Source organism: Egibacteraceae bacterium (genome assembly GCA_040905805.1).
Lineage (GTDB): Bacteria > Actinomycetota > Nitriliruptoria > Euzebyales > Egibacteraceae > DATLGH01.
In genome coordinates this window covers 1-19,014 of record JBBDQS010000135.1, presented here as the reverse complement: position 1 = coordinate 19,014, position 19,014 = coordinate 1, and the positions used below count along the sequence as shown (strand labels likewise).

Below are 19,014 nucleotides of genomic sequence, written 5' to 3'. Positions count from 1 at the left end.
ATCGTGGATGACCCACGAACATTGCGGAAGGGGTCGGCCGTTCCATGATGACTAGCTCGGCACGGTCTCGGACAGGCGCCCGGGGACGAACTCCTCGGTGGTGACGCGGGGGGCGTCGGACTCGACCTCGACGCGCTCCTCGCAGTGGGCGCAGACCGCCACCGGGACCTTGGCGTTCTTACGGGGGGGCTTGAGCGGACCGCCGCACGACGGGCAGGGCTGCGCCAGCGGGGTGGTCCACAGGGCGAAGTCGCAGTCGGGGTAGCGGTTGCAGCCGAAGAACGGCTTGCCGTAGCGCGACTTGCGCTCGGTCAGGTGGCCCTCGCCGCACCGCGGGCACCCGAAGCCGATGCGCTGCTCAACGTTCACGATGCCCTTGCAGTTGGGGTAGTCCTGGCAGCCGTAGAACGGCCCGTAGCGGCCCTCGCGGCGGATGGTGCCCTTCCCGCACTCCGGGCACGGCACGTCCTCGTCGGGCTGCAGCTCCTCGACGGTCGTGACGTTGCCGTAGCTGTCCAGCGGCAGGGTGCCCTTGCAGTCCGGCCAGCGGTGGCACGACGCGAACCACTGGCGCGACTTGCCGCTGAACACCTTCGCCATCGCCTGCCCGCACTCCGGGCACTCCGCCCCCTCGATGGGGATGCGCGGGCGCTCCGGCTTGCGCTCGGAGATCCAGTCGTCGACCTCGGTCAGGAACCCCGAGACCATCGGCTCCCAGCGCTCCGCGCCCCGGGCGATGTCGTCGAGCTCGGACTCCATCCGCGCGGTGAAGCCCGTGTCGACCACCTCGGAGAAGTGCTGCTTCAGGTAGGCGACGACGACCTCCCCGAGCGGTGTCGGGAAGAATCGACGGGAGTCCAACCGCACGTACTCGCGGTTGACCAGCACCCCGATGATCGAGGCGTAGGTCGACGGCCGGCCGATGCCCTCGGCTTCGAGGGTCTTGACCAGGCTCGCCTCGCTGAAGCGCGGCGGCGGCTCGGTGAAGTGCTGGTCGCCGCGCACCTCGGCCAGCGCCAGCGTCTGCCCGTCGACGAGGTCGGGCAGCCGGTCGCTGGCGGCCTCCTCGTCGTCGTCCTCGTCGCGCCCCTCCTGGTAGAGCTTGATGAAGCCGTCGAACTTCAGGACCTGGCCGGTCGCGCGGAAGCGCAGCGTCTCGTCGGCGCTGACCAGATCGGCCCGCAGGGAGTCGAAGACCGCCTGCGCCATCTGCGTGGCGACCGTGCGCTTCCAGATCAGCTCGTACAGGGCCAGCTGGTCGCGGTCGAGGCGTCCGGCGAGCTTGGCGGGCGTGCGGGCCACCCCGGTCGGGCGGATCGCCTCGTGCGCCTCCTGTGCCCCCTTGGACTTGGACTTGTAGCGCCGGGGCTCGGCCAGGGCGTAGCGCTCGCCGTACGCGGTCGCGACGTGCAGGGAGATCTCGCCCAGCGCGGTCCCGGACACGTTCAGGGAGTCGGTGCGGTGGTAGGTGATGAGCCCGACGGTCTCGTCGCCGACGTTGATGCCCTCGTAGAGCTGCTGGGCGACGCGCATCGTCTTCGCCGACCCGAAGCGCAGCTTGCGGGCCGCCTCCTGCTGCAGCGTGGAGGTGGTGAACGGCGGCGCCGGGCTGCGCTTGGTCTCCTTGCGGGTGACGTCGGCGACCGTCCAGGACTGGGCCTGGCGGGCGCGGGCGAGCAGGCCGTCCGCGGTCTCCTGGTCAGAGATCAGCAGGTAGCGGTCCTCGGTGCCCTTCTCCTCGCGCCCGGCCATGGTCTTCGGCGTGGTGACCCGCCGGCCGTCGACGACGTGCAGCGCCGCCTCGAAGCGCTGCTGGCCGTCACCCGCCCGGTCGAAGTCGCCGTGGATCGACCAGTACTCGGCGGGCACGAACGCGCGGATCTCGTCCTCGCGGTCGCAGATGATTCGCAGGGCCACCGACTGGACCCGCCCGGCCGAGATGCCGCTGGCGACGTTGCGCCACAGCGTCGGGGACAGGCGGTAGCCGACGATCCGATCGACCGCACGGCGGGCCTGCTGCGCGTCGACGAGGTTGTCGTCGATGCGGCGCGGGTTGGCGAAGGACGCGGCGATGGCGTCGGGGGTGATCTCGGCGAAGACCACCCGGTTGGCCTCGTCGGTGTCCACGCCGGCGACCTCGGCGACGTGCCAGGCGATCGCCTCGCCCTCGCGGTCGAGGTCGGTGGCGAGGTACACGCGCTCGGCCGCCTTGGCGGCCTTCTTGATCGCGCTGACGTGCTTGCTGGACGAGGCGGGCACCTCGTAGACCAGGTGGACGTCGGTGCCGTTCTCGACCTCCACGGCGAAGTTGCTGCGGGGCAGGTCGCGGACGTGGCCGTAGGAGGCCAGCACCTTGTAGTCGCTGCCCAGGTACTTCTCTATGGTCTTCGCCTTGGTCGGCGACTCGACGATGACGAGGTTCTTGGCCATGGCTGCTGCCGTGCCCTTCGGGTTTAGGGGTAGGGACGGGCCGCGGGTCCACCGTACCCGCTTGCCCACCGACCGCCGTCGACCCTAGCGGCTTCCCAGCCTGGCGTGCAGGGCCGTCGCGTACCGATCGGTCATGCCGGCCACGTAGTCGACCGTCTGCACGACCGGGTCCGACGCGCCGTCGCGGTAGGAGGCGGGGATCTGCTCGGGGTGCGCCAGGTGGTGCTCGACGAGGTCGCGGACCACCTGGGTGGCGGTCGCCCGCTGCGCCTTCGTGCGCGGGCCGTGGTAGACGGTCTCGAACATGAACGCCCGCAGCTCGGCCATCATTCCCGCCGTGGTGGGGTGCATGCCGAGGGCGCCCGTGGCGACGCTGTGGTCGATGACCGCGCGCACCATCGTGTCGACCCACCCGCTGCCCGGCTCCCCCAGATGGCCGCGGACCGCACCGGGCAGGTCGCCCTGGTCGAGCACCCCCGCCCGCACCGCGTCGAGCACGTCGTGGGACAGGTAGGCGATGCGGTCGGCGAAGCGCACGCAGCCCGCCTCGGGGGTGGCCGGGGGCGGGTCGATCTTCCAGGAGTGGGCCCGGATGCCGTCACGGACCTCCCAGGTGAGGTTGCGGTCCTCCAGCACCTCGAAGATGCGCACGCTCTGCGCGGCGTGGTGCCAGCCGCCCTCCACGTAGGGCGACAGCGCCTCCTCGCCGGTGTGGCCGAAGGGCGAGTGGCCGACGTCGTGGCCGAGGGCGATCGCCTCGGCCAGGGCCTCGTTCAGCCCCAGGGCCGCCGCCAGCGCCCGGGCGATCTGGGTGACCTGCAGGGTGTGGGTGAGCCGGGTGACGTAGTGGTCGCCGGTGGGGTCGATGAAGACCTGGGTCTTGTGCTTCAGGCGGCGGAACGCCTTGGTGTGCAGGATGCGGTCCCGGTCGCGCTCGAAGGCCGTGCGGTGCGGGTCGGGCTCCTCGGGGCGCGCCCGGCCGCGCGACTGCGCCGACCGGGTGGCGGCCGGCGCGAGCGCGGTCTCGGCGGCCTCGCGGACCTCGCGGGTGCGGTGCAGGAAGGCGGGCATGCCCGCACCGTAGCAAGGGGGTGGGACGCCGCCGGCGATGGCGGTGCGCCGCCACCACCAGGCCCGCCCGCCCCCCGACCCCGTTTGTCCTGGCCGGCGCCACCTGACTAGACTCGCGCGAACCGCCAGGTCGCGACAGGACCTGGCCTTCTTCGCGTGCCCGCGACGCCCCCTTCACAACTCGGAGCCAGCACCCCCATGGACGCTACGGACGCAATACCGCTGATCAGCGTGGTGACCGCGCTCGCCGGCCTCGGCCTCGCGTTCTTCTTCTTCGGGGTGGTCAAGAAGGCCAGCCCGGGCAGCGAGCGCATGGTCGCGCTGATGACGGCCATCCAGGAGGGCTCCCGCGCGTTCCTGCGACGCGAGTACAAGGCGGTGGCGATCTTCGTGGTCGTCCTGGCCGTGCTGATCGCGCTGCTGCTGGACAACGGGCCGCTGGCCGCCCTGGCCTACCTCGTCGGCGCCGTCTTCAGCGCGCTCGCCGGCTTCATCGGCATGACCGTGGCGACCATGGCCAACGCCCGCACCGCCGAGGCCGCCAAGACCGGCCCGCAGCTGGCCCTGCCGCTGGCGTTCCGCGGGGGCGCGGTCATGGGCTTCACCGTGGCCGGGCTGTCGCTGCTCGGCGTGGCCGGTGCCTACATCCTGTTCGTGGACGTGCTGACGATCGACAACCCCATCCAGGTGGTCACCACCTACTCCCTGGGCGCCTCCTCGATCGCCCTGTTCGCCCGCATCGGCGGGGGCATCTACACCAAGGCCGCCGACGTCGGCGCGGACCTCGTCGGCAAGGTCGAGGCCGGCATCCCCGAGGACGACCCGCGTAACCCCGCGACCATCGCCGACAACGTCGGGGACAACGTCGGCGACGTGGCCGGCATGGGCGCCGACCTGTTCGAGTCCTACGCCGGCTCGCTGATCGCGCCGATCGCCCTGGCCGGGTTCGCGTTCGCCGACGGCGTCGCCGGGGTGCCCGACGGCTTCCAGAACGCCGCGCTGCTCTACCCGCTGGCCATCGCGGCCTTCGGCATGCTGGCGGCGATCGTCGGGGCGTTCACCGTCAAGACCGGGCCCGACGCGACCGGGCGCGACCTCGCCAAGGCGCTGCACCGCGGCACGAACGTGGCCGCGGCCGCCACCGTGGTGCTCGCGTTCGTCCTGGCGTTCTGGCTGTTCGGCGACCTCACCACCCGCTGGTGGGGCTTCGGGCTGGCCGTGGTCGCCGGCCTGCTCGCCGGGGTGGCCATCGGCAAGCTCTCCGAGTACTACACGTCCGACCACTACGGGCCGGTGAAGAACATCGCCGAGTCCGCCGAGACCGGCGCGGCGACCACCATCCTCGCGGGCATCTCCACCGGCATGATCTCGGTCATGGGGTCAGTGATCCTCGTGGTCATCGCCATCGCCGCGGCCTACGCCGGCGCCGAGATCGCGCTGCCCGAGCTGACCAACAGCGGCATCTACGGCGTGGCGATCTCCGGCATCGGCATGCTCGCCACCCTCGGGGTCGTGGTGGCCACCGACGCCTACGGGCCGATCGCCGACAACGCCGGGGGCATCGCGGAGATGGCCCACCTCGACCCGAAGGTCCGCGAGGTCACCGACGAGCTCGACGCGCTCGGCAACACCACCGCAGCGGTCGCCAAGGGCTTCGCGATCGGCTCGGCGGTGCTGACCGCCCTCGCGCTGTTCGTGTCCTTCCAGGAGTCCATCCGGGCCGCCGGCGGCGAGATCACCCTCAACATCGGCGACGTCGACGTCTTCGTGGGGCTGTTCATCGGCGCGATGCTGCCGTTCCTGTTCGCCGCGCTGACGATGAGCGCCGTGGGGCGCGCCGCCAACCAGATGATCGAGGAGGTCCGCCGCCAGTTCCGCGACATCCCCGGTCTGCGCGAGGGCAAGGAGGGCGTGGTCCCCGAGTACGCCAAGTGCGTGGACATCTCCACCGGCGCCGCGCTGCGCGAGATGGTCGTGCCCGGGTCTCTCGCGGTGGTCGTGCCGCTGGTGGTCGGCTTCGTCTCCGTCGACGCGCTCGGCGGGCTGCTGGCCGGCGTGCTGGTGACCGGGTTCGCCATCGCGATCTACATGGCCAACGCCGGCGGCGCCTGGGACAACGCCAAGAAGTACATCGAGGCGGGCAACCACGGCGGCAAGGGCTCGGAAGCCCACCACGCCGCCGTCGTCGGCGACACCGTCGGCGACCCGTTCAAGGACACCTCCGGCCCGGCGATGAACATCCTGATCAAGGTCATGACCGTGGTGGCCCTGATCTTCGCGCCGGCGTTCGTGCAGTTCGGGCTGTTCTAGGACCCCCGTACCCGTGAGTAACCCTGCCAGAGCCCGGGTTACTCGCGGGTACGCCCGCGCCGGCTGGGTCGCGGCCACGATCCTGGTGCTCGCCGCGTCGGTCGCGGTCCTGTGGGCCGGGGTCCTGCGCCCCCGCGAGGAGGGGGCCGCCCAGGACGGCGCCACCGACCCGCAGGCGCTGCAGGCCCGGGAGGCGTTCGTGGCGGCGCTCGGCGCGGGCGACACCGACCGGTTCGGCCCGCTGTGGTGCGCCGACCCGCCACCCGGCGGCGACGCCGGGGAGATCGCCGCCCAGGTCGAGGCCGAGCAGGACGCCCACGGACCCATCACCGACGCGTCGGTGCAGGGCTGGGCGCCGCAGCCGCCCAGCGGCCCCTCGGCGGTGGACATCCGCGTGGAGCACGGCACGGTCCAGCGCGACTGGACCGCCATCCTCGTCCATGAGCCGGGTCGGGGTTGGCGGGTCTGCGGCGCCGGACCGCACGAGCGCTGAGCACGAATTTTGGGGTGGACAGACTAGTCAAGGTGCGCGAGCCTCGTGGTCAGGCCAAGGGGGCTGCACCGGATTCACAGCCCATCACCGCCACGAGCGGCCATGACGGGAGCCGGGACGGCTCTCAGCCCAGCGACCCGAGGCCGGCGAGACGACGTCGCCACACCGGGGGCTTCTGCTCGTGCGCTGGCCCACCTCGTGGGGTCGGCGCGAAGCCCCGTTGGTATCAGGGGCCGATCGGACCGCCAACGAAGGGAGCGACGGAGCCATGCGAGACGGACACAGGCCGCGGACGATGTTGACGATGGGGGTCGGGTTGGCGGTGCTGGTCGCGCTGGCCGCTCCGGCGGCGCTGGCGCAGAGCGGAACCCCGGTGGTGGAGGCGGCCAGGCAGCTCACCACCAACGAGAACCCGACGCGGCTGTACAACCACCCGGCGGTGGGCATCGACCCGACCGACCCCGCGAACGTCGTCGTGGCGACCGGCGACACGCGCAACGGCGGCTGCAGCCTGCGGGTGTCCCGCGACGGCGGTCTGTCCTGGGGCGAGTCGGCTGCGTTCGTGCCGGAGGACCGCCCCTTCTGCATCCAGCGCAACTTCGGCCGTGCCCTCGACGTCGCGTTCGCCTCGGACGGGACCATGCACGTGGGCCTGAGCGGGTCGTCGACCGAGACCGACCTGCCGCACCCCAACGGACCGATCGACGCGTTGGCCGCGCGCTCGAACAACCTGGGCCAGACCTTCGACGTGGCCACGCTCGTTGCCGCCGGCATCCGCGACTACGAGCTGCGCGACGGCAGCACCGAGGAGGCGGTGGAGCACAACAAGAACAACAGCATCGCGGTCGACCCCAACGAACCCGAGGTCGTCTACCGCGGCTGGCGTTGGACCGTGCGGGGCGTGGACCAGGCGCCGGTGCCCGGCTGGTCGCTGGGCTGCCCGGACAACTGCGCTCCCACGCGCGCCCACCTGGCCGTGTCCACCGACGGGGGGCAGTCGTGGGGCGAGCCGGTGGACCTGGGCGACGCCGCAGGCCTGGATGACGTGTTCGGCTTCGACATGCCCGAGATCGTGGTCACCAGCGACGGGACCGTCTACGCGTTCGCGAGCGAGCGGCCCGACCGCACCGACGACGCGCCCGACCCGCGCTTCTTCATGTTCACCTCCTCCGATCAGGGACAGAGCTGGGACAGCACGGTGATCTACGAGGACGTGCCGGAGACCCGACAGCCGGAGGCCGCGGTCGACCCCGGCGACGACACGCTGTACCTCACGTGGAGCGAGCACGGCGAAGACCGGGACAGCCCGTCGAACATCATGTTCATGGCCTCGAGCGACGGCGGGTCGACCTGGACCGACCCCATCAGCCTCACCGACGAGGACGAGGTCGCGAACTTCAACCAGTACCTGCCCGGCATCAGCGTCGCACCGAACGGGCGCATCGACGTGGCCTGGTACGACTACCGCAACGACCCGTTCTGGGACCCCGCCCAAGCGGCCGACGAAGACGAGCTACATGACGCCCCCGAAGAGCGGTTCTGGGACGTGTACTACCGGTCCTCCCACGACGGCGGCCAGTCCTGGTCGGAGTCGCTGCGCGTCACCGACCGCCTGATCGACGCAACGGTCGGCGTCACCTTCAGCAACAAGGACATCCGTGGGCCCATCGGGGTGGCGTCGACGAACAGCGCCGCCCTGTTTGCCTGGTCCGACTCACGGGCCGGCGGGGTCGACCACCACGTGGAGGACGTCTACTTCACGCGGGTGCGGCATGCTGCGGACACCGCGACCGACGGCGGCGGCACGGCCGCCACCAGCGGGCTGCAGTGGGGCGCCATGGGCGCCGCCGTGGCCCTGCTCGTCGCCGGCGGGCTCATGTTCGTCGTCTCGCGCGCCGCCGGCGCCAAGGCCCCCCGAACCAAGGAAGCGCCAGCCTGAGGGGGCCGAGGCGGGCACGGTGCTCGACCGCGCCCGCCTCGCCGCGCTGCTGCACGCCCCCCAGCAGGCAAGTGCCCAGGCCAGGCCGCCCGGCTGACCCGCGCGGGGCTCTGTGACGATGCAGCCGCGCCCGACGGCATACTGGCGGCCGACCATGCGTCACCTGCGGTCGGTGGGCGCCTGCCTGCCTGCCCGCGCCCACCGCCGGTAACCCTCGGGGCCCGGCCGGACCCCCGGAGAGACTTCTTGTGCTGACGGCCCTGCTCGGCGGGCACCTCCTCGCCGCAGCCGGCGCGCTCGCCTTCCCACGCCTCGGGCGCCGGGTGTTCCTGGTGTGTGCGCTGGCTCCGGGCGCGGTGCTCGTCTGGCTCGCGTCGGTCCTGGGTGGGGTCGTTGGCGACCATCGCGTCGTCGAGGAAGGCGTGCAGTGGGTGCCGAGCCTCGGGCTGTCCATGGGGCTGCGCCTGGACGCCTTCGGGGCGCTCATGGTGTGCCTGGTCTCGGGGGTCGGGCTCCTGGTCTTCGTCTACGCCTACTACTACTTCTCCGCCGACCGCGCGGACCTCCCGCGGTTCGCCGCAACGCTGGTCGCCTTCGCGGGGGCGATGACGGGCCTGGTCGTGGCCGACAACCTCCTGGCGCTGTTCGTGTTCTGGGAGCTCACGAGCATCACCAGCTACCTGCTGATCGGCTACCGCCACACCAGCGAGCCGGCACGGGCGGCGGCGTTGCAGGCCCTGCTGATCACCGGCGCCGGGGCGCTGGCGATGCTCGGGGGGCTGATCGTGCTCGCCCAGCTCGCCGGGACCTTCTCCATGGCCGAGCTGCTGGCCGACCCCCCGACGGGGACGCTCGCGACGGTCGGCGCGCTGTGCGTCGCCGTCGGCGCGTTCACCAAGTCCGCCCAGGTCCCGTTCCACTCGTGGTTGCCCGGAGCGATGGTGGCCCCCACGCCGGTGTCGGCGTACCTGCACTCGGCCGCGATGGTCAAGGCGGGCGTGTACCTCGTCGCCCGCTTCAGCCCGGCCTTCGCGCTGGCCACCCCGCTGTGGCGGCCCGTGGTCGTCGGTGTGGGCGTGGCGACCATGCTGGTCGGCGGCTACCGCGCCCTGCGCCAGCACGATCTCAAGCTGATCCTCGCCTACGGCACGATCAGCCAGCTCGGCTTCCTGTTCGTGCTGTTCGGGACCGGGGACGAGGCGGTCGTCTTCGCCGGCGTCGCCGTCCTGCTCGCGCACGGCCTGTTCAAGGCGACCCTGTTCATGGTCGCGGGCATCGTCGACCACGAGGCCGGGACCCGCGACATCCGCCGACTCGACGGCCTGCACCGCACCCTGCGGCCCGTGGCGGTGATCGGGTGCCTCGCGGCCGCCTCGATGGCCGGGCTGCCACCGCTGGCCGGCTTCGTCGCCAAGGAGGCGGCCTACGAGTCGCTGCTCACCGCGGGTGACCCCGGCGCGATCATCGTGCTCGCCGCGCTGGTGGCCGGCAGCGTGCTCACCGCGGCCTACAGCTTCCGCTTCTGCTGGGGTGCCTTCGCCGACAAGGCCCAGCACGACCTGGTCGGGGAGACCGCCCGCCCGCACCGCGCGCCGGTCGGCTTCTGGGCGCCGGCGGCGGTGCTCACCGCGCTGAGCGTGGCCTTCGGGCTGGTGCCCGGGCTCGACAGCCCGCTGGTGCAGGCGGCCACCGCCGCCCTCGTGCCCGGGGCCCACCCCCACCCCCTCGCGCTGTGGCACGGCGTGAACCTCGCCCTCGGCCTGTCCGCCCTGACCATCACCATCGCCGTCGCGCTGGTGGTCGGCCGGCGTCGGGTCGAGGCGCTCCAGCACCGTCTCCCGTCCCCCCCGGGGTCCCTGGAGGGCTACACCGCCGCGCTCTGGGGCCTGAGGGTCCTGGCCGCGCGCACCGCCGCCGTCGTCCAGTGCGGGTCGCTGCCCGTGTACCTCGGGGTGATCCTGCTCGTGGCCGTCGCCGCACCCACGGCGGTGCTCGTGTCCGCGGGCACCCCGGAGCTGGCGACCGCCCGGTTTGCGGACTCCCCGCTGCAGGTCGTGGCGGTCGTGGCCGCAGTCGCCGCGGGGATCGCGGCGGTGCGGTCGCGCCGGCGGTTCGCGGCGGTGCTGGCCCTCGGCGCGGTGGGCTACGCCGTGGTGGCGCTGTTCGCGCTGCACGGCGCACCCGACCTCGCCTTCACCCAGCTGCTGATCGAGACCCTCGGGCTGCTGGTGTTCGTGCTCGTGCTGAAGCACCTGCCCGAGCGCTTCGCCCCGCACCGCTGGACGCTCGGCCAGGGCCTGCGGGTCGGGCTGTCGGTGGCCGTCGGGGCGTTCGTGGCGGTGTTCGCCCTGGCCGCGGCGGCGGCACGGCGGGTCGAGGGGGTCTCCGGCGAGTACCTGACGCGCAGCGTCCCCGAGGCCGGGGGCCACAACGTCGTGAACGTGATCCTCGTGGACTTCCGGGGCCTCGACACCCTCGGGGAGGTCACCGTCCTCGCGGTCGCCGGGCTCGGCATCGCGGCGCTCGTGGGCGCGGTCCGCCACGGCCGGCCCGGGCAGGAGCGCAGCGGCGACGGCCCGGTCGACGCCCCCGTCGGGGCGGAGCGGTCATGACGACCCCCGAGAGCGCCTTCGACCGGGCGGCCGGCCGGGCCGAGCCGTCGCTGATCCTGGACGTGTCCACACGTGCGGTGTTCCAGGCGGCGGTGGTCTTCGCCGTCTGGCTGCTGGCCGCCGGGCACAACCGTCCCGGCGGCGGATTCGTCGGCGGGCTCACGATCTCCGCCGCGCTCGTGCTGGCCTACGCCGGCGGCGGCTCGCGGGGCCTGCGCCAGGTCCTGCCCCTGCGGCCGGTGACCTTCCTCGGCGTCGGCATGCTCGTCGTGCAGGCGGCGGCCGTGGTGCCCCTGCTCCTCGGCGGCAGCGTCCTGGAGTCCGCCGTGCTGACGGTCCACCTCCCGCTGTTCGGCGAGGTCAAGCTCGTGACGCCCCTGGTGTTCGACACCGGGGTGCTGCTGATCGTCATCGGCCTGGTGGCCAAGACCCTCGACACCCTGGGGGCGGTCGACCCCGGCGCCGGGCCGGTGGCGGAGGCCGAGGACATCGCCATGGGCCGGGCGCGGCCCGGCACGTCCCCCGACCTTCCGGGCGGCGACGGCGGGGAGGATCGACGATGACCGGTGTTCTCGTGGTCGCCGTGGGGATCCTGTTCGCGCTCGGGACCTACCTGCTGCTGCAGCGGGCGCTGACGCGCATCGTCATCGGGCTCGGGCTCGTCGGGCATGGCACGAACCTGCTCCTGCTGGTCGTCGGGGGGCCGGCCGGGCGCCCACCGATCGTCGACACGGACCCCGGCGACCTGTCGCGCTACGCCGACCCGCTGCCGCAGGCGCTGGCCCTGACGGCCATCGTGATCGCCTTCGGCGTGAGCGCCTTCCTGCTCACCCTGGCCTGGCGCAGCTTCGCGACCACGGGCACCGACGAGGTCGAGGACGACCTGGAGGACCGGCGCGTGGCCCGGCTGCCCGAGGCCGAGCAGCCGGTCCGGCGTGGCGCCGCCGGCGACGAGGCCGTGCGATGAGCCCCATGCTCGCCGTGGCGGTCGACGCCGTGCGCGTCCCGGCGCAGCCCGCCGGCATCCTCGTGATGGCCGCCGTGCTCCTGCCGTTGGCGGGAGCGGCCGTCGCGGTGCTCACCCACGGCCACGTGCGGGTCCAGCGCGCGATCTCGCTCACGACGGCCGCCGCCGCCGCGATCAGCGGCATCGCCCTCCTACGGCACGTGGCCGTCCACGGCACCGTCGTCGTGCAGGCCGGCGGCTGGCCGGCGCCGTACGGGATCTCGTTCGTGGTGGACCGCCTGTCGGCGGTGATGGTGGCGGTCGGCGCCGTGATGGTCGCCATCGTCCTGCTGTACTCCATCGGCCTCCTGGAGGAACGCACCGAGCGCCTGTTCTTCCATCCCATCTATCTGGTCCTGGGCGCCGGGGTGTCGGCGGCCTTCGTCACCGGGGACCTGTTCAACCTGTTCGTGGCGTTCGAGGTCATGCTGATCGCCAGCTACGTGCTGCTGACCCTGGGGGCCACCAAGCCCCAGATCCGGGCGGGCATGACCTACGTGGTCATCAACCTGGTCGCCTCGACGCTGTTCGTGGTCGGCGTCGCCCTCCTGTACGCCTCGACCGGTTCGGTGTCCATGGCCGACCTGGCGGTCAAGGTGGCCGACCTGCCGCCGGGGCTGCGCGACGCCATCGGCGTGCTGTTCCTCGTCACGTTCGGCATCAAGGCGGGGCTCTTCCCGCTGTTCTTCTGGCTGCCCGACGCCTACCCGACGGCCCCGAGCCCCATCACCGCGGTCTTCGCCGGCTTGCTGACCAAGGTCGGGGTCTACGCGATCATCCGCACCCAGACCCTGCTGTTCGCCCCGGCCGACGGCGGCGCCAGCACCCTGCTGCTCGCGGTGGCGGGGGCCACCATGGTGGTCGGCGTGCTCGGCGCGGTGGCGCAGACCGACATCAAGCGCATCCTGAGCTTCCACATCGTCAGCCAGATCGGCTACATGATCCTGGGACTCGCCTTGTTCTCCCTTGCCGGCCTGGCCGGGGCGATCCTCTACGTCGTCCACCACATCGTCGTCAAGACCGCGCTGTTCTGCGTCGGCGGGGCGGTCGAGCACCGGTGGGGGACGAGCCGGCTCGACGACCTCGGCGGGGTGGGCCGCCACGCGCCCCTGCTCGCCGTCCTGTTCGGTGTGGCCGCGCTCGCACTCGCCGGCATCCCGCCCTTCTCCGGATTCGTCGCGAAGGTGGCCCTGGTCACGGCCGCGTTGGCGGGCGGCCACTACGCCGTGGTGACCGCGGCCCTGGTCGTGTCCGTGCTGACGCTGTACTCCATGACCAAGATCTGGGCGGGCGCCTTCTGGGGGCAGAGCCCGGAGGACGAGCCACCGCCCGGGGACGAGCCACCGCCCGGGGACGACGCGACGCCGGGCGCGCACCCCGTGGCCGCCGGGGGTCTCGCAACCGTGGTCGCCCCGCCGACGCGGGGGGCGGCGGTGCCCAAGCCGATGCTGCTCGCCACGAGCCTGCTCGTCGCCCTGTCGATCGGCATCGCCGCCAACGCCGAGGCAATCCACCGCTACAGCGCCGAGGCCGCGACCGAGCTCCTGGACCCGGCCATCTACGTGGATGCGGTCACGACCGCCTCGGAGCGCGCCCGATGAGCGCACGCCTGCGTCTGCGGCTGCCGCCGCGCGGCGACCTCGCCGGCGCGGTGGTGCGCACCGCCGGGCTCGCGCTCATGTGGGGCGCGCTCTGGGCGGACCTGAGCCCGGGGACCCTGGCCGCCGGGGTGCTGGTGGCAGCCGGGGTGCAGTTCGCGTTCCCGGGTCTCGCACCGCGGCCCACCGGACGGGTGAACCTGTTCGCGCTGGCCAAGCTCGGCGTGGTCTTCACCTGGATGCTCGTCACCGCGAACCTGAGCGTGCTGCGGCGTGTCAGCTCGCCGCGCCTGTCGCTGTCGCCGCGGGTGGTCGAGGTCGCGCTGCCAACCGGCACCGACGCGGTCGCCACGGTGGTCGCCAACGCCATGACCCTCACCCCCGGGACCCTGACGCTGGACGTCGACCGCGGGCCCGACGGGGTGACGCTGCTCGTGCACACCCTCGACGCCGACGACCCCGAGGCGGTCCGTGCGGACGTGCTCGCGCTGCACGCGCTGGCCGCCGCGGCCTTCCCCAGCGGCGTGCGGACGGCCCCGCCCCCGATCACCCACCCCCAGGAGGACTCGCCATGATGGCGTCCGTCACCGCCCTGGGCGCCGTCGGCCTGACCGTGGCCGCCGCCCTCTGCGTCCTGCACATCGTGAAGGCGCGTTCCTTCGCCGACCGCCTCGTCGCCACGGACCTGCTGCTGACGATCATCGTCACGGGCTTCGCGCTGTCCGCGGTGGCGACCCGCACCACGACCCTGCTGCCGCTGGCCGTCGTGACCGCGCTGCTCGGATTCGTCGGCACCACCACCGCCGCCCGGTTCATCGAGACGCGGGGCCTGTAGATGACCGCGCTCGAGGTGCTGATCGCCTTCCTGCTGCTCAGCGGGGTGGGCATGAACGTCGCGGCGGCCGTCGGCCTGCGGCGCTTCCCCGACGTGCTCACCCGCATGCACGCGGCGAGCAAGCCCTCGATGCTCGGGGTCATCTGCGCCCTGGTCGCCGCGGCGCTCGCCCTCGGCAGCCTCGACGCGGCGATGAAGCTCACGCTCGTGGCCGGGCTGCAACTCGTCACGACCCCGACGGGCAGCCACATGGTGGGGCGCGCCGTCTGGAAGCACCGCGCGGCCGACCCCGACCGCGAGAGGCCTTGAGCCTAGCGTGACGTCGGCAGGCGGCCGTAGCCGTACAGCCAGATGTCGGGGCCCCCGGCGAGGTCGGGGCGGCGGTCGACCTCCACGTCGACGTAGCCGGTGTCGAGCAGCAGGGCCCGCAGCTCGTCGGCGGACACCGACGTGGCGTACACCGTCCCCGCCGGCGGGTCCTCGACCGGGTCGAGGTCCCCGCTGCCCTCACGGAAGCTCGCGAACATCGGCCCTGTGCGCTGCACGCGGCGCAGCTCGGCCAGCCCCGCCCGCATGTGCACGCGGGGCAGGTGTTGCAGGGCCGCATGCGCCCACACGCCCTCGAAGGTGGCGTCGGGGAACGGCAGGTTGCGGAAGTCCCAGCGTGCCAGCGACCCTTTGGGGAACAGCAGCTTGCCGATACGCATGGACTCGTGGGAGCGGTCGCCGGCGACGACCGTGAGGCCCGCGTCGCGCAGCACGCGCACGTCGAGCGCCGGGCCGCACGCCACGTCGAGGACTCGGGCGCCGCGGCCGGCCAGCCCGGCGAACTTGCGGACCGCATCCAGCGGACGCCGATCGCGGCGCTGCTCCTGGTACGCCTCGGCCGCTTGGTCGTAGGCCGCCAGGGTGCCGGCGATGCGCTCGTCCACGCGGGCTACGGCGACGCCTCGCCGTCGTGACCGTTGGCCGACAGACCGACCGCGAAGTGCATGTTCACCCGCATGCCGTCACCGCGCACGAACTCGACGTCGTCGGCCAACCCCCGGATCAGGGTGACGCCGAGGCCGCCCTCGTCGGTCCACGCGCGGGTGTCGGGCGCGTCGGGCGACGGCGGGTCGAACCCCGGGCCGGCGTCCACGATGGTCACGCCGAACGTGTTCTCGTGCGTCGGACCGAATGACAGCACGACGGGGTGCGGTCGGTCGTTGCGCAGGTGCGCGAGGATCGCGTTGGTGGTCGCCTCGCTGACCGCGATCTTCAGGTCCTCGACGCGCTCGTCGGCCATGCCGGCCTTGCGCGCGGCAACCGTGACCACCAGACGGGCCAGCCCGACGTACTGCACATCGGGCGGCAGGTGCAGCTCGACCTCGGCCTTCACGAGTCCGCGAGTGCCTCGTCCAGGGAGTCGTGGATCGGGAAGACCTTGGTCAAGCCGGTGATCCGGAAGATCTTGAGGATCCGCTCCTGGTTGCACACCAGGACCAGGGTACCGTCATGCGAGCGCACCCGCTTGAGGCCGCCGACCAGCACGCCCAGCCCCGTCGAGTCGAGGAACTCCACCTTGGTCATGTCGACCACGATCTGGTGGTGGCCCTCCCCCACGAGCTCGACGAGCTTCTCCCGCAGCTTCGGCGCCGTGTAGACATCGACCTCACCGCCCACTTCCAAGACGGTGCGGTCACCTTCCTTGCGGTGGTCCAGTGACAGCTCCACGCAACACTCCTCGGGTTTCACGGCTCGGACGGCACGGCGGAGTGCGCCGTGACCGCTGCGCCACTCTACCCGGAGGTCAACGGCCGAAACCCACGCCACATCCTAGTCTCCTGAGTCCTCAATCCGGCAGGCTGCCGCAGCAATGGGGGCGCAGACCTGCGCACGCGTCTGGGCGGACGGGCAGTGTCTGGTCGTGACGGCCCCCGGGCCGCCCCGGGGGGCCGACGGATGGACCCGTCAGGATCGCACGGACACGTCGCCGCCGTGTACGGGCGCAACGCGGACACTTCGCCGGTGTGCGTGCCCGTAACACGGACACTTCGCCGCTCCCGAGAAGGTGCAGAAGATCATAAACAGGGACAAAGGCTTGCACGGTTTGCCCGTTGTGTTCGGGGAAGTGTCCGCGTTGGCGTGAGTCAGCACGGCGACGTGTCCGCGGTGGCGCACACCGCCTCCCGGCGCGCCACAGGACGCCGACAGCCGCGACAACCCCCGCAGCCGGTGGTGCGGGCCGATCCCGACCGCCAGGTGCGCCAGCGGCGGCCAACAACACCGGTCCGACACCGCCAACGGATCTCCGACTCAGGAGACTAGTCTGCGCATCGTGGATGCCCACACACCGCTGGCGCGCCTGGCCGCCGCCCTCGCCGAGAGCCAGCCGTCGGCCGACGGCCGTCCCCGGATCGCGGCGCTGCAGCACCTGCCCGCGCGCCGCGCGGTCACGGTGGCCCTGCCCGGGGACCTGCCCGAGCCCCTGCCCGGGCGTCTGGCCCTCGCCGGCGTCGAGCGGCTGTACAGCCACCAGGCCGAGGCCCTCGGCCACGTGCGCGCCGACCGTTCAGTCGTGGTCGCCACCGGCACGGCCAGCGGCAAGAGCCTGTGCTACCAGCTGCCGCTCGCCGAGCGCCTGCTGCGCGACAGCAAGGCCACCGCCCTCTACCTCGCGCCCACCAAGGCCCTGGCGCACGACCAGCTGCGCGCGCTGCGCGCCTTCCGGTTGCCGCAGCTGCGAGCGGCCACCTACGACGGTGACACCCCGAGGAGCGAGCGGGACGCGGTGCGGCGCACCGCCAACGTGGTGCTCACCAACCCCGACATGCTGCACGTGGGCGTGCTGCCGGCCCACCGCCGGTGGGGGGACTTCCTCCACCGCCTCGCCCTGGTGATCGTCGACGAGTGCCACGTGGCCCGCGGGGTCTTCGGCTCGCACGTGGCCGCCATCCTGCGCCGGCTGCGCCGCCTGTGCGCGCACTACTCGTCCGCCCCGACGTTCGTGCTGGCGAGCGCCACCATCGGCAACCCCGGGGAGCACGCCCGCAACCTCACCGGCGTGGACGTGGCCGAGGTCGTGCGCGACGGGTCGCCGCGGCCCCGGGTGACGTTCGCCCTCTGGGAGCCGCCGCTGACCGACGCCGCGTCGGGCGCCCGTCGGTCGACGCTGGCCGAGGCCGCGGACCTGCTCGCCGGCCTGGTGGAGGCCGGGCCGTCGACCCTGGCGTTCGTGAAGTCCCGCAAGGGCGCCGAGGTGGTCGCCGCCACCGCTCGCCGGCTGGTGGCGCCGGCCTCGGAGCGGTCCATCCTCGCCTACCGCGCCGGCTACCTGCCCGAGGAGCGCCGGGCCGTCGAGCGCGGCCTGGTCGACGGCAGCCTGCGCGGGGTCGCCGCGACCGACGCGCTGGAGCTCGGGGTCGACGTGGGGGCCCTGGACGCCGTGGTGATCGCCGGGTGGCCCGGCACCGCCGCGTCGCTCTGGCAGCAGGCCGGCCGCGCCGGGCGCCGGGGGCGGGAGGCCACGGTCGTCTTCGTCGCCGACGACAACCCGCTCGACCACTTCCTGCTCGCCCACCCCGACCAGCTGTGGTCGCGTCCGTTGGAGAGCGCGGTGGTCGACGTGACGAACCCCTACGTCCTCCTGCCGCACCTGCGCTGCGCGGCATGGGAGCTCCCGCTGGACGCCGCCGACGCCGTCTTCGCACCGGCCGAGCTGGACGGGCTGATCGCCGAGGAGGTCGCCGAGGGGCGCCTGCGGGAGCGCGGGGGGCGGGCCTACTGGTCGGGGCGGGGCTCGCCGGCCGCCGGGGTCTCGATCCGCAGCGCCGGCGGCCGGCCCTTCGCGATCGTCGACGGGGACACCGGCGCGGTCGTCGGCGACGTCGACGAGGCACGGGCCTACCGCACCGTGCACCCGGGCGCGGTCTACCTGCACCAGGGACAGAGCTACCGGGTTCGCCGGCTGGATCTGGACAACCGCGTCGCCGTGACCGGCCCCGACCCCGGTGAGGAGTACACGCAGCCCCGCACCGACACCGACATCGCCGTCCTCGCCGTCGAGGAGACCGCCGACTGGCACCGCTGCGTCATGCACCGGGGGCGGGTCGAGGTGTCCAGCCAGGTGCTGGCCTACGAGCGGCGTGCGATCTTCAGCAACGCCTCACTGGGCCTGGTCGAGCTCGACCTGCCGCGGGTGCACCTGGTCACCCAGGCGTTGTGGATCACCATCCCCGAGGCCGTGCTGACGGAGGCGGGGCTGACGACCACGGCGGTACCCGGTGCGGCCCACGCCGCCGAGCACGCCGCGATCGGCCTGCTGCCCCTCTTCGCGATGTGCGACCGGTGGGACATCGGCGGGGTGTCCACCGCCTGGCACCCGGACACGGGCCAGGCGACCATCTTCATCTACGACGGCTACCCGGGCGGTGCGGGCATCACCGAGCGCGGCTTCCGCACCGACGACGCCCACCTGCGCGCCACGCTGGCCGCGGTCGCCGCGTGCGGCTGTGCGGACGGCTGTCCCTCGTGCGTGCAGTCCCCCAAGTGCGGCAACGGCAACCACCCGCTGGACAAGGCGGGGGCGCTGGCGCTGCTGGCCGCGGTCCTGTCCGAGCGCGCCGCCGCCCGGGCCGGCTGAACCGTCCCGCAGGTGCTCCCCCGGCTGACAGGGCGGCGCCTCTAGCCCGAGTTTCCTGGATAGCCGTGCGCTGATTGGTGTTTGTGCTGGTCAGCG

The 19,014-nt window shown here is 73.0% G+C and carries 16 protein-coding genes; 11 read left to right on the top strand and 5 right to left on the bottom strand.

The annotated features are described in order from the left end of the window. Nucleotides 1-51: 51 nt before the first annotated feature. Together topA and WD250_14705 are read right to left on the bottom strand one after the other, a co-directional pair. The gene (gene topA / locus WD250_14710) at nt 52-2,430 is read right to left on the bottom strand and encodes a type I DNA topoisomerase (protein MEX2621464.1); all 2,379 of its coding nucleotides are present in this window, start codon (nt 2,428-2,430) and stop codon (nt 52-54) included. Nucleotides 2,431-2,514: 84 nt separating this feature from the next. Next, nucleotides 2,515-3,501, bottom strand: coding sequence for an HD domain-containing protein (locus WD250_14705; protein ID MEX2621463.1), 987 nt, complete (start codon nt 3,499-3,501; stop codon nt 2,515-2,517). Between the two features lie 198 nt (nt 3,502-3,699). Between WD250_14705 and WD250_14700 the strand changes: the two genes are divergently transcribed. The 10 genes from WD250_14700 to mnhG all read left to right on the top strand — a co-directional run bounded on the left by WD250_14700 (nt 3,700) and on the right by mnhG (nt 14,603). Next, the gene (locus WD250_14700) at nt 3,700-5,811 is read left to right on the top strand and encodes a sodium-translocating pyrophosphatase (protein MEX2621462.1); all 2,112 of its coding nucleotides are present in this window, start codon (nt 3,700-3,702) and stop codon (nt 5,809-5,811) included. A gap of 13 nt (nt 5,812-5,824) precedes the next feature. Continuing rightward, nucleotides 5,825-6,304: a hypothetical protein gene (locus WD250_14695; GenBank protein ID MEX2621461.1), complete on the top strand. Its 480-nt coding sequence runs from the start codon at nt 5,825-5,827 to the stop codon at nt 6,302-6,304. A 304-nt stretch (nt 6,305-6,608) separates the two neighbouring features. Beyond that, nucleotides 6,609-8,243, top strand: coding sequence for a sialidase family protein (locus tag WD250_14690; GenBank protein ID MEX2621460.1), 1,635 nt, complete (start codon nt 6,609-6,611; stop codon nt 8,241-8,243). Nucleotides 8,244-8,491: 248 nt separating this feature from the next. Next, nucleotides 8,492-10,855: a hydrogen gas-evolving membrane-bound hydrogenase subunit E gene (gene mbhE, locus WD250_14685; protein MEX2621459.1), complete on the top strand. Its 2,364-nt coding sequence runs from the start codon at nt 8,492-8,494 to the stop codon at nt 10,853-10,855. Continuing rightward, the gene (locus WD250_14680) at nt 10,852-11,418 is read left to right on the top strand and encodes an MnhB domain-containing protein (GenBank protein MEX2621458.1); all 567 of its coding nucleotides are present in this window, start codon (nt 10,852-10,854) and stop codon (nt 11,416-11,418) included. The genes mbhE and WD250_14680 overlap by 4 nt, the downstream gene beginning before the upstream one ends. Then, nucleotides 11,415-11,822, top strand: coding sequence for a Na(+)/H(+) antiporter subunit C (locus WD250_14675; GenBank protein ID MEX2621457.1), 408 nt, complete (start codon nt 11,415-11,417; stop codon nt 11,820-11,822). The genes WD250_14680 and WD250_14675 overlap by 4 nt, the downstream gene beginning before the upstream one ends. Then, nucleotides 11,819-13,462 carry a Na+/H+ antiporter subunit D gene (locus WD250_14670; GenBank protein MEX2621456.1) on the top strand — a complete coding sequence of 548 codons (1,644 nt, stop codon included), beginning with the start codon at nt 11,819-11,821 and terminating at the stop codon, nt 13,460-13,462. The genes WD250_14675 and WD250_14670 overlap by 4 nt, the downstream gene beginning before the upstream one ends. Further along, entirely contained in the window at nt 13,459-14,034 is a 576-nt protein-coding gene (locus WD250_14665; protein ID MEX2621455.1) for a Na+/H+ antiporter subunit E, read from the top strand. The genes WD250_14670 and WD250_14665 overlap by 4 nt, the downstream gene beginning before the upstream one ends. Beyond that, nucleotides 14,031-14,294 carry a monovalent cation/H+ antiporter complex subunit F gene (locus WD250_14660; protein MEX2621454.1) on the top strand — a complete coding sequence of 88 codons (264 nt, stop codon included), beginning with the start codon at nt 14,031-14,033 and terminating at the stop codon, nt 14,292-14,294. Before WD250_14665 ends, WD250_14660 begins: the two co-directional genes overlap by 4 nt. Then, nucleotides 14,295-14,603 carry a monovalent cation/H(+) antiporter subunit G gene (gene mnhG / locus WD250_14655; GenBank protein MEX2621453.1) on the top strand — a complete coding sequence of 103 codons (309 nt, stop codon included), beginning with the start codon at nt 14,295-14,297 and terminating at the stop codon, nt 14,601-14,603. A 2-nt stretch (nt 14,604-14,605) separates the two neighbouring features. Here mnhG and WD250_14650 read toward each other — a convergent pair whose 3' ends face one another. The 3 genes from WD250_14650 to WD250_14640 are packed head-to-tail and all read right to left on the bottom strand — an operon-like array spanning nt 14,606 to nt 16,010. Beyond that, complete coding sequence (locus WD250_14650) at nt 14,606-15,226, bottom strand: class I SAM-dependent methyltransferase (GenBank protein ID MEX2621452.1); 621 nt, start codon at nt 15,224-15,226, stop codon at nt 14,606-14,608. A 5-nt stretch (nt 15,227-15,231) separates the two neighbouring features. Further along, a complete protein-coding gene (locus WD250_14645) occupies nt 15,232-15,675 on the bottom strand; it encodes an ATP-binding protein (GenBank protein MEX2621451.1) in 444 nt (147 codons plus the stop codon). Then, nucleotides 15,672-16,010: an STAS domain-containing protein gene (locus WD250_14640; GenBank protein ID MEX2621450.1), complete on the bottom strand. Its 339-nt coding sequence runs from the start codon at nt 16,008-16,010 to the stop codon at nt 15,672-15,674. Before WD250_14640 ends, WD250_14645 begins: the two co-directional genes overlap by 4 nt. Before the next feature lie 604 nt (nt 16,011-16,614). Here WD250_14640 and WD250_14635 point away from each other — a divergent pair. Further along, nucleotides 16,615-18,918 carry a DEAD/DEAH box helicase gene (locus tag WD250_14635; protein ID MEX2621449.1) on the top strand — a complete coding sequence of 768 codons (2,304 nt, stop codon included), beginning with the start codon at nt 16,615-16,617 and terminating at the stop codon, nt 18,916-18,918. Nucleotides 18,919-19,014: the final 96 nt, after the last annotated feature.

Excerpts from the sequence above, each read along its gene's own strand:
- topA (MEX2621464.1), bottom strand. The coding sequence starts at position 2,430 with ATGGCCAAGAACCTCGTCATCGTCGAGTCGCCGACCAAGGCGAAGACC.
- WD250_14705 (MEX2621463.1), bottom strand. The coding sequence starts at position 3,501 with ATGCCCGCCTTCCTGCACCGCACCCGCGAGGTCCGCGAGGCCGCCGAG.
- WD250_14700 (MEX2621462.1), top strand. The coding sequence starts at position 3,700 with ATGGACGCTACGGACGCAATACCGCTGATCAGCGTGGTGACCGCGCTC.
- WD250_14690 (MEX2621460.1), top strand. The coding sequence starts at position 6,609 with ATGGGGGTCGGGTTGGCGGTGCTGGTCGCGCTGGCCGCTCCGGCGGCG.
- WD250_14680 (MEX2621458.1), top strand. The coding sequence starts at position 10,852 with ATGACGACCCCCGAGAGCGCCTTCGACCGGGCGGCCGGCCGGGCCGAG.
- WD250_14675 (MEX2621457.1), top strand. The coding sequence starts at position 11,415 with ATGACCGGTGTTCTCGTGGTCGCCGTGGGGATCCTGTTCGCGCTCGGG.
- WD250_14670 (MEX2621456.1), top strand. The coding sequence starts at position 11,819 with ATGAGCCCCATGCTCGCCGTGGCGGTCGACGCCGTGCGCGTCCCGGCG.
- WD250_14665 (MEX2621455.1), top strand. The coding sequence starts at position 13,459 with ATGAGCGCACGCCTGCGTCTGCGGCTGCCGCCGCGCGGCGACCTCGCC.
- WD250_14660 (MEX2621454.1), top strand. The coding sequence starts at position 14,031 with ATGATGGCGTCCGTCACCGCCCTGGGCGCCGTCGGCCTGACCGTGGCC.
- mnhG (MEX2621453.1), top strand. The coding sequence starts at position 14,295 with ATGACCGCGCTCGAGGTGCTGATCGCCTTCCTGCTGCTCAGCGGGGTG.